At 66.0% G+C, this 15,208-nt stretch carries 8 protein-coding genes, 1 other RNA gene and 1 riboswitch; of the genes, 2 read left to right on the forward strand and 7 right to left on the reverse strand.

What is annotated here, in order from left to right; genetic code table 11:
- Positions 1–338: 338 nt before the first annotated feature.
- From Y887_RS12895 to gcvP, 4 genes are all read right to left on the reverse strand, one after another.
- Complete coding sequence (locus Y887_RS12895) at positions 339–2,444, reverse strand: catalase (protein WP_046964719.1); 2,106 nt, start codon at positions 2,442–2,444, stop codon at positions 339–341.
- A 218-nt stretch (positions 2,445–2,662) separates the two neighbouring features.
- Positions 2,663–3,517, reverse strand: a complete 855-nt coding sequence (locus tag Y887_RS12900) for an aldo/keto reductase (RefSeq protein WP_046964720.1) — start codon at positions 3,515–3,517, stop codon at positions 2,663–2,665.
- 100 nt (positions 3,518–3,617) lie between these two features.
- Complete coding sequence (locus tag Y887_RS12905) at positions 3,618–5,288, reverse strand: carboxylesterase/lipase family protein (RefSeq protein WP_046964721.1); 1,671 nt, start codon at positions 5,286–5,288, stop codon at positions 3,618–3,620.
- Positions 5,289–5,664: 376 nt separating this feature from the next.
- Complete coding sequence (gene gcvP / locus Y887_RS12910; protein ID WP_046964762.1) at positions 5,665–8,598, reverse strand: aminomethyl-transferring glycine dehydrogenase; 2,934 nt, start codon at positions 8,596–8,598, stop codon at positions 5,665–5,667.
- 98 nt (positions 8,599–8,696) lie between these two features.
- Positions 8,697–8,811: riboswitch (glycine riboswitch) on the reverse strand.
- Positions 8,812–9,066: 255 nt separating this feature from the next.
- Here gcvP and Y887_RS12915 point away from each other — a divergent pair.
- Together Y887_RS12915 and Y887_RS12920 are read left to right on the forward strand one after the other, a co-directional pair.
- A complete protein-coding gene (locus tag Y887_RS12915; RefSeq protein ID WP_046964763.1) occupies positions 9,067–10,320 on the forward strand; it encodes a multidrug effflux MFS transporter in 1,254 nt (417 codons plus the stop codon).
- A 16-nt stretch (positions 10,321–10,336) separates the two neighbouring features.
- Positions 10,337–10,741: a hypothetical protein gene (locus Y887_RS12920; RefSeq protein ID WP_046964722.1), complete on the forward strand. Its 405-nt coding sequence runs from the start codon at positions 10,337–10,339 to the stop codon at positions 10,739–10,741.
- Between the two features lie 259 nt (positions 10,742–11,000).
- Here Y887_RS12920 and Y887_RS19145 read toward each other — a convergent pair.
- From Y887_RS19145 to Y887_RS12930, 3 genes are all read right to left on the reverse strand, one after another.
- A non-coding RNA gene (locus Y887_RS19145) (sX9 sRNA) lies at positions 11,001–11,067 on the reverse strand.
- Positions 11,068–11,144: 77 nt separating this feature from the next.
- The gene (locus tag Y887_RS12925; protein WP_046964723.1) at positions 11,145–13,031 is read right to left on the reverse strand and encodes an XVIPCD domain-containing protein; all 1,887 of its coding nucleotides are present in this window, start codon (positions 13,029–13,031) and stop codon (positions 11,145–11,147) included.
- A 132-nt stretch (positions 13,032–13,163) separates the two neighbouring features.
- Positions 13,164–15,182: a M2 family metallopeptidase gene (locus tag Y887_RS12930; RefSeq protein WP_046964724.1), complete on the reverse strand. Its 2,019-nt coding sequence runs from the start codon at positions 15,180–15,182 to the stop codon at positions 13,164–13,166.
- Between the last annotated feature and the right edge of the window lie 26 nt (positions 15,183–15,208).

Raw genomic sequence — 15,208 nt, forward strand, 5'->3', positions numbered from 1 at the left:
CCAACAACACAGTTGCTACAAGGACGTACTTGCGGCGTGTCCCGCGACGGTGGGCGGGCAAGGGCCTTGCAGCCGAGTCGCAGCCCGCTGCTCTACAGCCGGCCTATCCGCGCGCACCAACACCCCAAAGACAAGAAGGCGCAACGACGTACAGGCAGCCAGGGGCTCAAATCGCAGCGTCGTTGACTAGAAACGGCCAAAAGAATGGCTGAAGGCTGGCCGTTGCGTAGGACGCATTGGTCTACTGCTGAAGATGAGTTGCTGCCCGCATAAACGACTTGGGCGCGAACGACGTAGAGTCGTTCGCGCCCAAGCCTGTGCAGCCTCTGCGGATAAGGTTACGCCAGCATGCGCACCTTCGGTTCGCGCGCCCACTGGCGGGTCTTGGCTGCAGCGATGAAGGCCTTGGTGTCGGCAGCCGGGACGATACCGGCATCCTTGCCGACATTGCCTGCCTTGAGCAGCAGCTGCGCGCCATCGTCGAAGGCAATCGCCTTCAAATGCGCCCAGGCATTGCTGACGAAGTCCAATGCCGCAGATTCGGTGGTCAGCAATTTTGCCGCTTCCGACGACAGCAACACGGCCACGGCATCGAACACGATCGACGGTGTGCCGGCCAACTGGCCATCGGCAGCCAGCTGCTTGCCATCGCTGAGTTTGGCGCCGCCGAGTTTGGGTGCCACGATCTTCACTGTTGCACCGGCTGCTTCGGCGGCCTTGCGCACGGCCTTGATCGCCGCGGCGTCCGAGCCGTCGTGGATCAGGATGCCCACCGTGCGCCCCTGCAAGGTGTCTTTCATCTTGCCGATCAATTGCAGCGCGGGCGACAGCGGCATGTCGGTGGGCGCAACCGCTGCAGGAGGTGCTGGCGGCAGCTTGGTCATGCCCATGCCGTCGGCCACGCGCTGCGCCAACGCCGGGTCGACATGACGCAGATGCCCCACGATGGCTTCGCGCACATGCGCGGTTTCGACCTTGGACAGTTCAAACACCAGCGCCGACGCGATATGCGCCTGTTCCGGTGCGGTCTGGCTGCGATAGAACAGCCGTGCCTGGCTGTAGTGGTCGGCAAAACTCTCTGCACGCACGCGGCCCTTCGCGCCATCTTCCGCAGGCGTTGCATGACTGGGGAATCCACGCAGCGCCTCACGCGGCGCATCGGCCTGCAGAGAACTGGGTTCGTAGGCAACGCGTCCCTTCGGCACCCCCATCTGCATATGCCCATCGCGCTGGTTGTTGGCGAACGGGCACTTGGGCGCATTGATCGGGATCTGATGGAAATTCGGCCCGCCCAGACGGCTCAGCTGCGTGTCCAGGTACGAGAACAGACGGCCCTGCAGCAGGGGATCGTTGCTGAAATCGATGCCGGGAACGATGTTGGCCGGGCAGTACGCCACCTGTTCGGTTTCGGCGAAGAAGTTGTCCGGCCAGCGGTCCAGCACCATGCGGCCGACGATCTGCAGCGGCACCAGTTCCTCCGGAATGACCTTGGTCGAATCAAGGTGATCGAACGGGAATGCATCGGCTTCCGCCTCGGTGAACAGCTGCACGCCCAGCTCCCACTCGGGGAAGTCGCCGCTCTGGATCGATTCGAACAGGTCGCGACGATGGAAGTCCTGGTCGGCACCGGCAATCTTCACCGCCTCGTCCCAGATCGTGGACTGCAGGCCGAGCTTGGGGCGCCAATGGAACTTGACGAAGGTGCTGTCGCCGGCTTCGTTGAGGAAGCGGAAGCTGTGGATGCCGAAACCTTCGATCATGCGTAGCGACCGCGGGATGGTGCGGTCGCTCATCGCCCACATGATCATGTGCATCGATTCGGGGGAGAGCGAAATGAAATCCCAGAACGTGTCATGCGCGCTGGCGGCCTGCGGAAAGCCGCGGTCCGGTTCCATCTTCACTGCATGGATCAGGTCCGGGAACTTCATCGCATCCTGGATGAAGAACACCGGGATGTTGTTGCCCACCAGATCCCAGTTGCCTTCCTTGGTGTAGAACTTGACCGCAAACCCGCGCACATCGCGCGGTGTATCCACCGAGCCGGCGCCACCTGCAACGGTGGAGAAACGCGTGAACAACGGCGTCTTTTCACCAACTTCGGTGAAGATCTTGGCGGTGGTGTACTGACTCAGCGATTTGGTCAACTCGAAGTAGCCATGCGCGGCGCTGCCGCGTGCATGCACGATGCGCTCGGGGATGCGCTCGTGATCGAAGTGGGTGATCTTCTCGCGCAGGATGAAGTCTTCCAGCAACGTCGGCCCGCGCGGCGTGGCGCGTAGCGAGTTCTGGTTATCGCCAACCGGGATGCCCTGGTTGGTGGTCAACTGCGGATGCGAACCGCCGGCTTTCTGATGCAGTTCGTCGCCGATGCCACGCAACTCGTGCGCGCTGGCGGAGCTGCCGACAGAAGGAACCTGTGCGGATTTGATTGGGGACTTGGCCATGGGGGACTCCACGTTGGCGGGCTTGAGGATGCGGGCTATCCAATCGAGCCTGGGAGTGGCGCTGTTAAACGGATGTGTCTACATGCGAGCAAACACTCACACTCATGCATCGCACGTGGCCAAGCGTGCGCGAGCGCGCGTTGCGCAATGCCAAGTACGCCACGTGCATGATGCGAACGCTGCCACATCCATCGCGATGCAGGATGCAGCGTGCGGATCTACAACAGATCCAGCGGCTGTTTGCGCGTGGGCGGCGGGAACGCGCTCTCCAGGGCGGCAAGATCCTGCGCATCCAGCTGCAAGGTGCACGCCGCGGCGTTTTCACGCACATGCGCGGGCGTGCCCGATTCGGGAATGGCGATCACCTGGCCGCTGCGGATCGCCCACGCCAATGCCACCGCGGTGGCTGCCACGCCACGTCGTGCGCCGATGGCATGCAGCACCGGATGGTCGAGCAAGGCGCGGCTGCCCAGTGGCGAGTACGCCATGACCGTCACCTCATGGTCGGCGCACCACGGCAGCAGATCGAATTCGATACCGCGGCTGCCGGCGTGATACAGCACTTGATTGACCAGGCAGCGCTGCCCGCCATCGATGCGCCACAGATCCTGCATATCGTCCACATCGAAATTCGACACGCCCCAATCGCGGATCTTGCCAGCGTCGCGCAAGGCTTCAAACGCCGCGACCACCTCGGCGAGATCGCTGCCGCCGCGCCAGTGCAGCAGGTACAGATCCAGCGTACGCACGCCAAGCCGCTGCAGGCTGGCTTCGCAGGCGCGTGCGATGCCGCGCGCGCTCGCGTTGCCCGGCAACACCTTGGACACCAGGTACGGCGCCTGTGCGCTGTCGATGGCCTGGCCAATCAACTGCTCGGAACGGCCGTTGCCGTACATCTCGGCGGTGTCGATCAGCCGCATGCCCAGCTGCTGGCCGGTGCGCAACGCCTCGATCTCCTGGTGTGGCGGATGCCGGCCCTGGCCCAGATTCCATGAGCCCAGGCCAAGCGCAGCGACGCGACGTCCGGTGCGCAGCAGCACCTCGGGGCAGGGGGATGAGGTGGATGTGGACATGAAACACTCCCGTAACGTTGATTGCAGGCAACTGGGCGAAGCCGACAGTGCGGCACCGGCATCTGCGTCACCGACGCACTTCGCTGCGGCGACGACACGCTCATCGTTGACCATCGCCTGTGAGGTCCGGCTGATGCTGTTGCGTATGCGACGGCAGTGGGAGTGCAGCAGCCTGTGCATGTGCATCCCAGAACGCGCAGCGGTGCCGCTGTACGAAGTCGGGCGTGCTGCCGATCCTGCGCGGTGACAGTGTCAACGGCGTGTCACCCTCCAGGCGCGGCCACAGCGGTCGTCCGCCACCGTTGGGGTCGCCAGTGCGGGCGAACGCACCCCAATAGTCCTGGAAAGTGTTGGAAAATGCCTGTTGCGCTGTACTGAACTGCGGGTCGCCACTGAGCACCCAGGGGCGCTGAAACAGGTATGCCAGCTCGGAGGCGTGAAACGCGCCCAACGGGCGCGAGAACGGCAGGCGCCACAGGCCGTACGGCGCCTGCGGGTCGTCGAACTCATACGCATACACCGCCGCATGCGTGCGCAACGCTTGCCCGAGCCGCCGCGTGGGGCAGGCGAAGCCGCCGTCGGTGACGATGTCGGCAAAGGCTTCCCAGCGCGATTGCGCCGCGACATCCGCGTAGTGCGCCATGATCGGTGCCGGTGCCGCATACATGCGCTGGATGCGCGCCTCATAGCCGCTGCGCAGCGTGAGCTTGCCGATGTAGGACAGCAGTTGGGCGAACAGGCGCCCCTCATCGCGGTTGTTGCCGAGCAGGACCGGGACCTGCACATGCTGCGCGCCGGCAATCGCCTCGGCGGGCGTCAACGGCAATACATCGCCGCCTGTCATTGGCGCCCAGGCGTCGCTGCCGGTCAAGCCGCGGCGTTGCGGCGTTGCATCGGCCACTGCGTCGGCAGGCAGCCCGCGCAGGCAGGCTGCAGCATCTGTGTCATCTGTGCATCCAAGCGCGTGCGCCATGCGGGTGCCGCCGTTTTCGGCCTGCTGGCGTGCCACGCTCGAATCGGCGGCCAGGCAGCTGCCGCTCTGCAGGATCGCGCGCTGAAACAGGTCACGCGCCCCTGGCGAGGCGAGCTGGTAACAGATGCTCCATGCGCCGGCGGATTCACCGAAGACGGTGACGTTGTGCGCGTCGCCCCCGAAGGCGGCGATATTGCGTTGCACCCAGCGCAATGCGGCCTGTTGATCGAGCAATGCATATGCCCCTTCGCCTTCGCCACGCAGACCCGGATGCGCGAAGAATCCGAAGACCCCCAGCCGGTAATTGGGCGCCACCACGATGACATCCTGCCGCGCCGCCAGTGCACTCAGGTCGTAGTCGACATTGCTGCCCAGCTCCAGCGCGCCGCCGTAGATCCACACCATCACCGCGCGCGGATGTGCAGGCGCCGGGCCGGGCGGGGCGTAGATGTTCAAGGTGAGGCAGTCTTCGGAGACGTTCTTTTGCCCGAAGCGATAGCGCGGCAGGCAGGCTGGCCCGGCCTGCGTTGCTTCGCGGACATCCTTCCAGGCTGTTGCCGGCTGCGGCGCGCGAAAGCGCAACGCGCCCACCGGCGGCGCGGCAAACGGCACGCCGAGAAATGTCTTGCCTTGTGCGCTGGCCGCACCGCGCACCACGCCCGTCTCGGTCCGTACCAGCTCGGCACGCGTATCGGGCGCATGCACCAGTGCCGGCACCTCGCCGGGGCGGCGCGGTGCGCAGCCGATCAGCAGGCTGGTTGCCAACAGCAAGGTAGCGAGATGTTTCAGTGCAGGCATGTGCAGGGATCTGCCATGTGAGGAGGGCGTTGGCCATCATGCCCATCGCACGTGTAGGCGAGGCAAACGCACGCGCAGTGCCTGCGCGGCAGGCGTTGCGAGTCGCGTTCTGCGATGGCTCCGAAACAGGACAGTGCATGTGCACACCATCTGCAGCTGCGATGTCGATGAATGCTGGTCGCCCCAGCAGCGGTTCTGGTAGCGACCATGTGGCTGCCACCATGTCGCTATCGCGCGTTCACTGGTAATGCTGCAACCAGCATTCGCTGGCCATCGATGTCGTCCTCTCGCGAGGCTGGGGCGCATCGCATGACGCAACAAAAAACCCGGCTGTCTCACCAGCCGGGTTCGATGGTTAACATCTGTGGACCGTCAGTCAGGCCTCGGCGTCTTCCTTGTACGCATCCACCGGGATGCAGGCGCACATCACGTTCTTGTCGCCGTAGACATTGTCCACGCGTGCGACCGGCGGCCAGTACTTCTGCTGCTTGAGGCTGGGCAGCGGGAAGGCGGCCAGTTCGCGTGGGTAGGCATGGGTCCACTCGCTGGCCGACACCTGGGTGGCGGTATGCGGGGCGTGCTTGAGCGGGTTGTCGTCGCGGTCCAGGCGGCCGTCTTCGATGGCGCGGATCTCTTCGCGGATCTGGATCATCGCGTCGATGAAGCGGTCCAGTTCGTGCTGCGATTCGCTTTCGGTCGGTTCCACCATCAAGGTGCCGGCGACCGGGAAGCTCAGCGTCGGCGCGTGGAAGCCGAAGTCGATCAGGCGCTTGGCGATGTCTTCGGCACCGATGCCGCTGGTCTTTTCCAGCGGGCGGATGTCGAGGATGCACTCGTGCGCCACCAGCCCATTGCGGCCGGTGTACAGCGTCTTGTAATGCGGTGCCAAGCGCCTGGCGATGTAGTTGGCATTGAGCAGTGCCACCTGGGTCGCCTTGCGCAGGCCACCGCTGCCCATCATGGTCACGTACATCCAGCTGATCGGCAGGATCGAGGCCGAGCCGTAGGCCGCCGCGCTGACCATGCCGCCGATGCGCGAGGAGTGTTCACTCCCGCTTTCGGAGTTGAGTCCGCCGCCATGGATGGCGGCAGTTTGACCTTCGCCGGCATGGATGCCGGCACGAGGCAGGTATGGCGCCAGGTGCGACTTCACCGCGCACGGGCCCACACCCGGGCCGCCGCCGCCATGCGGAATGCAGAAGGTCTTGTGCAGGTTCAGGTGCGACACGTCCGAGCCCCACTTGCCGGGCTTGGCCACGCCGACCAGGGCATTCATGTTGGCGCCGTCGGTGTAGACCTGGCCGCCATGCGCGTGCACGGCTTCGCAGATCGCCACCACGTCCTCTTCGAACACGCCGTGGGTGGACGGGTAGGTGATCATCAATGCGGCCAGACGCTCGGAGTACTTTTCCGCCTTGGCGCGGATGTCGTCGACATCGACATTGCCGTTGGCATCGCACTTGGTCACGACCACTGTCATGCCGCACATCTGCGCCGACGCCGGGTTGGTGCCGTGGGCGGATTCGGGAATCAGGCAGATGTCGCGATGCGCTTCGCCACGCGAACGGTGATAGGCGCGGATCGCCAGCAGGCCGGCGTATTCGCCCTGCGCGCCGGAGTTGGGCTGCAGGCTGACCGCGTCGTAGCCGGTGCATTCGACCAGCATCGCTTCCAGCTCGTCGATCAGCTGCGCATAACCGGCCGACTGCTCGGCCGGCGCCAGCGGATGGATCGCGCCGAACTCGGGCCAGGTCACCGGGATCATTTCTGCGGTGGCGTTGAGCTTCATCGTGCAGCTTCCCAGCGGGATCATGGTGCGATCCATCGCCAGATCCTTGTCGGCCAGCGAGCGCATGTAGCGCAGCAGTTCGTGTTCGCTGTGGTGGGTGTTGAACACCGGGTGTGTCAGGAACGCGCTGCTGCGCAGCAGGCCGTGCGGCAGCGCATCGGCGGTGACGGCATCCAGCGCATCGATGTCCGCCTGCGCACCGAACAGCTGCGCCAGCGCGACCACGTCGGCGCGCGTGCTGGTTTCATCCAGGCTGATACCGACCGCTTCGCTGTCGATCGCGCGCAGGTTGATGCCGGCTGCGCGAGCCCTGGCGTGGATGGCCTCGGCATCGACCGCCTTGACGTGCAAGGTGTCGAAGAACTGCTCGCCCACGGTGACGCCGGCGCCGCGCAGTGCAGCGGCCAGGATCGCAGCCAGCCGATGGGTGCGGCGCGCAATGCGGGTCAGGCCCTCGGGGCCGTGGTAGACCGCGTACATCGAGGCCATCACCGCCAGCAGCACCTGCGCGGTGCAGATATTGGAGGTGGCCTTCTCGCGGCGGATATGCTGCTCGCGCGTCTGCAGCGTCAAACGGTAGGCGGGATTGCCGGCGGCATCGATCGATACGCCGATCAACCGGCCCGGCATCGAGCGCTTGTACGCATCGCGGCAGGCCATGAAGGCGGCATGCGGGCCGCCGAAACCGAACGGCACGCCAAAGCGCTGCGAGTTGCCGACCACGATGTCCGCGCCCCATTCGCCGGGCGCGGCGATCAGGGTCAGTGCGAGCAGATCGGTGGCCACCGCGACCAGGCCGCCTTGCGCGTGCACTGCATCGGCCAGCGCGGCGTGGTCGCCGATGTGTCCGAAGCTGTCCGGGTATTGCAGCAGCACGCCGAAGCATTCGGCCTGCAGCGCTTCGTCCGGGGTGCCGACGCGCAGCACGATGCCCAGCGGCTCGGCGCGGGTACGCAGCAGTTCCAGCGTTTGCGGATGCACCGCGTCGTGCACGAAGAAGGTGTCCGACTTCGACTTGGCCGAGCGCTTGGCCAGCGTCATCGCCTCGGCCGCGGCAGTGGCTTCGTCCAGCAGCGAGGCGTTGGCGATCTGCATGCCGGTGAGGTCGGCGCACAGGGTCTGGAAGTTGATCAGCGCTTCCATGCGGCCCTGCGAGATCTCTGCCTGGTAAGGCGTATACGCGGTGTACCACGCCGGGTTTTCCAGGATGTTGCGCAGAATGACCTTGGGCGTGTGCGTGCCGTAGTAGCCCTGGCCGATAAAGGTGCGCCGTACCTGATTCTTGCTGGCGATGGCGCGGATCTTGGCCAGCGCTTCTTCTTCGGTGATCGCCTCGGGCAGCGCGAGTGCGGCTGGCGACTTGATGTTGCCCGGCACGATGGCGTCGGTCAGCGCATCCAGCGAGGCGTGGCCGACCACATCCAGCATCTGCGCGATTTCCGCATCGTTGGGGCCGATATGGCGTTCGACGAACGCGCTGTGGTGTTCGAGGTCGCGCAGGGAAGACGTGGTCTGGGACATGGCGGGCATCCGGGGCAGGGGGCAGACGAATGGTTGACAGCCACCGGACCGGCGTGACGCGCGCAGCGCATCACCTCCTGTCGCAGCGACAGTCTTCCTCGCGCCCCTCTGTCCTTTTGCCTGAGAGTTTAAAAACGCGGCCTGGCCCATGGCCTGCCTGCGTTCCGTGCCCCTTCGGCGCCGGCATCGGCCGGTCTCTCCAGAGTTGTACTGCGGATGGTATCGGGCCTGAGCGATTACGGGCTGTTGCGCCTTCGGCAGCGGCAGTGCCGCTTCTCCCACCGTGTTGCCGGGGCGATTATAGCGTGGCTCCGCGCCGGCTGGTGCGCGGCAGGCCGGGGGCGTACTTGCGCTTGCTTAACCTTGCCGGCGCAAGCGCCTATCATCGGCGTCCCTGTGCTCATCCCGGCATTGCGACAGGCAGGTGCCGGCGTGCGTCCCCCGATGCACCACGTTCCGGACTCCTGCATGCCCCCCACCACGCCCTCCACCCGTCGCATGGCGCTGCTGCTTGCCGGGCTGGCGATGTTCGGCCCGTTCTCCATCGATACCATCTTCCCGGCGTTCTCGCGGCTCAGCCGCAGCCTGGCGGTGGACCAGGTGGCGATCCAGCAGACCATCAGCATCTACCTGCTGGCCTACGGGGTGATGAGCATCGCGCACGGGCCGCTGTCCGATGCCTGGGGTCGCAAGCGGGTGATCCTGGGCGGGCTGGTGCTGTTCATCGCCGGCTCGATCGGCTGCGCGCTGTCGCAGGATCTGCCCACGCTGCTGGCCTTCCGCGCGCTGCAAGGCCTGTCGGCCGGCGTGGGGATGATCGTCGGGCGGGCCGTGATCCGCGACCTGTTCCATGGCCCGGATGCGCAGCGGCTGATGAGCCAGGTCTCGATGATCTTCGGCATCGCGCCGGCGATCGCGCCGATCATCGGCGGCTGGATCCTGCTCAGCGGCGCTGGCTGGCCGCTGATTTTCTGGTTTCTGGTGGTGTTCGGCCTGGTGCTGCTGATCGCGACCATGACCTGGCTGCCGGAGACCCACCCGGTGGAAGCACGCACGCCGCTGCAGCTCAAGCGCTTGCTGCACGACTACGTACGGATCGGCTTCAACCCACGCTTCCAGCGCCTGGCGGCCGCCGGTGCGTTCAATTTCGCCGGCATCTTCCTGTACATCGCCTCGGCGCCGGTGCTGATCATGCAGCACCTGCATCTGGGCGAAGGCGACTTTGCCTGGTTGTTCATTCCCACCATTGGCGGCATGACGCTTGGCTCGTTTTTGTCCGGGCGCATGGCCGGCCAGATGAACCCGGTGCGGCAGATCCGCATCGGCTTCATCTGCTGCGGCGTGGCCGCGCTCGCCAATCTCGGCTACACCCTGACAGTGGCGCAGATCGCGCTGCCGTGGGCGGTGCTGCCGATCTTCCTGGCCGGTGTCGGCATGGCGTTGATCTTCCCGATCCTGGCGCTGGCGGTGCTGGACATGTACCCGCAGCAGCGCGGCCTGGCCTCGTCGCTGCAGGCCTTTACCCAGCTCATGACCAATACGGTGGTGGCCGGGGTGCTGTCGCCGCTGCTCAGTGAACACCCGCGGCATCTGGCGATCGGCATGACCGGTTTTTTCCTGCTGGGCTGGCTATTCTGGCGCTGGGAGCGCCGCAGCGGCCGCCGTCTGCGGCACCGCCAGGCCACCGAGGCAGTGCCGCTGGAGCCGGCCGACCATCTTTGACCCTACAGGAGCCCGCATGTCCACCGATTCCAAGTTGCGCCGCGATGCCCGCAAGCGTGCCACCGAGCGCCAGCGCAACCAGGCCGCCGCCAAGGCCACGGCCGAATCGCCGATCGAGGCGCATGCCGAACTGCGCGACCAGCAACGCACGCTGCTGGCCGGCATCGTCCGCCGCGACGGCGAATGGGTGCTGGGAATGGACGGCCGCATCGCTGGCGAGAGCACCAGCGCCGCGCAGGTGTTGACGCTGATCATGCGCGCCGCCGAACTGCACGAGCGCCAGGGCACTCCCGTGCGCCTGACCTATTCGGACGCGCTCAAAGATGCCGCGCATGCGGAGGCCCAGGCCGGCGGCATGGAGTTCGAGCAGTTCAAGGCCAGGTTGAGCGAACGCTTGCAGGGCGGCGCGAAGCTCAACTGAGTCGCCCCCGCGGCATGCCTTCGCCGGCGCAGGGGAGGCGTTCTGCATGGATCAATCGCGCTACCGTGCCTGCTGCAAGGGCGTGCAGCAGGCCGGCCTCAGGTGTGGCGGCCAGGCGCTGCGCTGCAGCTGCGTGGCGCAGCGTCGCCGGCGCGCCAGCCGATCATCGTCCCCGACCCGGTACGCTCGGCCAACACAGCCGGTTGACCACATGTGCGAGCGACCTCTTTCGATCTACAAATTCAGTGCAATTGAGAGCGGCTAACAAGATGTAGCGGGCAGTCGTCAGGTGGGCGCGGCGGAGCCGGCGTGTCCGAGCGGTCCATGCCGCGCCGCGCACCGGCCGTGCCCGTCTGGCGGTGAGCACAGCGGGTTCGTTGCCTGCGCTCACAGGCGCGCCGTCTCAGCGCGCCTGTGCCTGCCGCTGCGTTTCCTGCGACACCTGCGCCTGCGCCGCGGCATCGCGCTCCGTGCCGGTTTCCAGCGCCTGCAGCCGTTGCAGGCTGGCTGCGACAGGCTCCTCCTGCACGGCCTTGGCATCGAAGCTGCCCCGCAGATGCGCGGGCGAGTCGAGTGCGCCCTGCACCACGAAGCCACGCGCAGGATCGTTGCCGAGCAGCACGTGATCGACCCGCTGCAAGCCATTCTCGCGTGCGGCCACCACCGACCCCAGGGCCAGGCGTTCGCTGTCCATCCCGGCTGCCGGGCCCGGTGCCGCTTGCAGGCGCTCCACCGCCGCAGTGCATTGCTGCAGCAGGGCATGATCCGGATGCGTTGCATCGCGCGGGTCCGGGAGCGCCGGGGCAGCGTCGGTCGGCCGCGGCAGTACGGTGGCATCGATACGCTGCAGTTGGCCGTCGTAGGTGCCGTCGGCGCCGTCGGCGATGCGCTGCAGCCGCTCGGCGAACGCATAAGGCGATCCACCCACGTTGCGGACCATCGCGATCGCGAACTGCTCGGGCGACTGCGCCGGGGCGTTGCGATCGCCGACCAGCGAGCTCAGGGAGCTGCCGCCGATCCTGCTGGCGTCGACGCTGGCGCGGGTCTGCTCCAGCAGCGCCTGCATCTGCGCCTCGTTCAATTCCAGCGTGGTCTTCTGTCCTGGCGCGATTTCGCCGGTCCCCGTCATCTCGCCGCGCAACGCGCTGTTGAGGGTCTGCGCGATCGCCTTTTCCTCGCTGGCCTCGTTGCGCCCGCCCAGGCGCTGCAACAAGCCCGGCGCGGCCACGTCGCCATCGATCTCGAAACGGTAGCTGCGCTGCTCCACGCGTTCGGTCTGATTGCCGTCGTACTGGCGCACGATCGTCAGCGGCACGTTGTCGCCGTATTGCAGCTGCTGCACCAGAGTGTAGCCCTCCTGGCCCGGCGTGCTGATGCGCACCTGGCTGCCTTGGTTGCGGTTGCCGGCGACATCGGCGCTGAGCGGGCCTAGCTCCAGCTGCAGACGCTGCTGCGAGCTGAAATTGATCCGCTCCAGCGTCTGCATCTCATCGACGCCGGGCACGTCCGCTGCAAGCCTGCCCTCGCGCACGAATTCGCCCATCGCCGCGCGTGCGCGCGGATCGGCCAGGTCGAACTGCGCGCTGTGTACCTGCGACTGGCCCAGGGAGTCGGCGCGCCCGAGCAGGGCCTGCGCCGGTCCGGCCTTGACACCAAGCGCGTTCACCGCCTCGATGGCCGCATTCGGCCCGGTCACCACGCGCACGTGGCGCTCGTCGACGCGCTCGATCATGGAGCTGCGGCCGCTGGCTTCGGTGATCTGGCTCTGCGCGGTGAGTGATCGCAGGCTCGCCGAGGATTCGTGCTGCACGAAGGTCTGGGCGTCCATCACCGCGCGTGCGCCGACCGGAAGGCTCTCCGGCTGCAGCGGATTGACCTGTCTGGCGGCTTCCAGCGGCTGGTCGACACCGGGCAGCGTCAGGGCGTAGCGCATGCGCTGCCCGGCACTGGCGCCAGCCTCGAGGCTCAGCTTGCTGTCGCCGAGCTTGGACTGCAGGCGTTGCTGCAGACCGGTCTGCGCGTCGGCCTCAAGGCTGAAGGTGGTGGTCTTGGCGTCTGCATCGCTGAGAATGCCTGCGCTCAGCGAGCCGCTGCTCTGCGCGTTGCCATGCGAATACTTGGCCGACTGTTCTGCCGGGTTGGCTGAGACGGTGCCGCTCCCCAGTGTCGCCGCGTACTCGCTGTTGGAACTGCTGTAGGTCGGGTCGAATGCGCGATCGTTGGCATCGTCGATGAACTGCGTGTTGCGGTCCACATCGCGCGCGTCCGGGCCGGTGGAGGCGTTGCTCATTGGGATGCTTCCTGCATGCTGCGCCTGTGCGGCGGGCGCGCAGTATATCGCCGACGTTTTTGGCGTTTATCAAAGAAGTGTGATGCGGCGGCCAAGGCGATGGCCGTCGCATGTCGCAGCGACATCGGCGCCTCAGTGCAGCGTGGCAGGCGCGGGCGTGTTGCTTGCGGCAGCAGGCGCAGTGGCTTGCCAGCCGCACAATTGGCCTTGATTTTGCTGCTTGAGCCAATCGCTCATCGGTGCGAAGTACTCCAGCATCGGGCCGGCGTCGAGTTTTTCGTTGCCGGTGAGTTCCTTCAGCGTGGTCTGCCAGGGCTGGCTCGCTCCACGTTGCAACATCGACCAGAATTTCTGTCCGGCGTCCTTGTTGCCGTAGAAGCTGCACTCGTACAACGGGCCTTGATGCCCGGCCGCATCGCACAGCCCCTTGTAAAACTGGAACTGCAGGATATGCGCCAGAAAGTAGCGCGTGTATGGCGTATTGCCCGGCACGTGGTATTTGGCGCCGGCATCGAAGAACTCCTCGCCGCGCGGGGTCACCGGCGCCACGCCCTGATATTTGGCTTTCAGTTCCCACCAGGCCTGGTTGTAGCGCTCCGGCGGAATCGAGCCATCGAACACGCCCCAGCGCCAGCGGTCGATCATCAAGCCGAACGGCAGGAACGCGACCTTGCTCAAGGCCATGCGCATTTGCGAATTGATCAATGCTTCGCGCCCGGCCTGCTGTTCGCCGACCATGCCGATCGACTGCAGATACTTGGGCGTCATCGCCAGCACGATGGTGTCGCCGATCGCTTCGTGGAAGCCGTCGTTGGCGCCGTTCTGGAAGAGCGGCGGCAGCGGGTTGTAGGCCAGGTCGTAATAGATGTGGCCGAGCTCGTGATAGATGGTGGTGAAGTCTTCTTCGGTGGGCTTGATGCACATCTTGGTACGCACATCGGCACCGATGTTCTGAGTCGGCTCGCCGCCCATGTTCATGTCCCATGCGCTGGCATGACAGACTACATCGCGGTCCAGGGGCTTGATGAACTGCGAGCGTTGCCAATAGGTATCGGGCAGCTTGGGCATGCCCAGCGACGTGTAGAAATCCTGCGCGCGCTCGGTCATCTGTCGGGCGGTGCGCAATTGCGCCTCGCGCTCGGCATTGAAGCGTGCGGCCGTCCCGCCGTCGCCACCGGTGTTGCGCGCCAGCACCGCGCTCAGATTGCCCTGGTACTGTTTTTCCAGCGCAGAAGTGATGTCCAGATCGCCGGCGCCGGGGTAGGGCTGCAGCAGATCCCACAGATTGCTCCAGTCCTGCTGCCACATATTGCCCATCAGGTGCGCAGGCAACAGGCCGCCGGCCAGCTCGCCCTTGTCCTTGCCGTATTGCGTGTCCAGCTTGCCGCGCGCGTAGCACTGCAGCTGCGCATACAGCGGTTTGACCTGCTCCCACAACCGGTCGGTCTCGCTGGCCAGCTGTGCCGGCGGCATGTCGTAGCCGCTGCGCCACATCACCCCGACATCGGCAAAGCCATTGCCGCGCGCGCCTTCGTTGGCCAGCTCGACAAAGCGCTGGTAGTCCTTGCGCATCGGCTGGGCAGTGCCATGCCAGCCCTGCCAGGCATCGAGTTGTTCGTTGTAGTCGCGGCTGCTGGCCAGGACCTGTTCCAGCTCGCCGAGCTGGCGGCAACGGCGTTGTTCGCCATCGCCCACGCAGTAACTTCCCGCGCCGTAGTCGCCTTCCATCTTGGCGGCGATGCGGGTGAGTTCGGCCAGCTTGGCCGGGTCGCGCGGTGCGGGCAGGGCGCTCATCAGCTTGAGCAGCTGCAGTGCGCGTGCGCTGTCGGCCGACATCGGCGTGCCGACATAGCGCTTGGATTGTTCGATCCAGCGATCCAGCTGCGCCAGCGAACGCTCGTTGGCCTTGGCAGCCAGCAGCTGCGAGTCGCCGTTGATATAGGTCGAGGACAGCCACTGCGCGGCAGTGACTTCCGGGTAGGCGGCCTTGTACTCGGCACTGATACGCGCCACGAACTGGTCGGCGCTTTCGGCAGGCGCGGTCTTGGTCGCGGCCGGCGTGGCCGGCGGCGCAGCGTCCTTGCGGCAGGCCGACAGCGATAACGTGCCGGCGGCCACAGCCAGTGCCAGCAACAGCAGACGAGGATTCACGGGTGGTCCTTGCAGTGAAGTCCGGC

It is taken from the genome of Xanthomonas pisi DSM 18956, assembly GCF_001010415.1.
GTDB classification, from domain to species: Bacteria; Pseudomonadota; Gammaproteobacteria; order Xanthomonadales; family Xanthomonadaceae; genus Xanthomonas; species Xanthomonas pisi.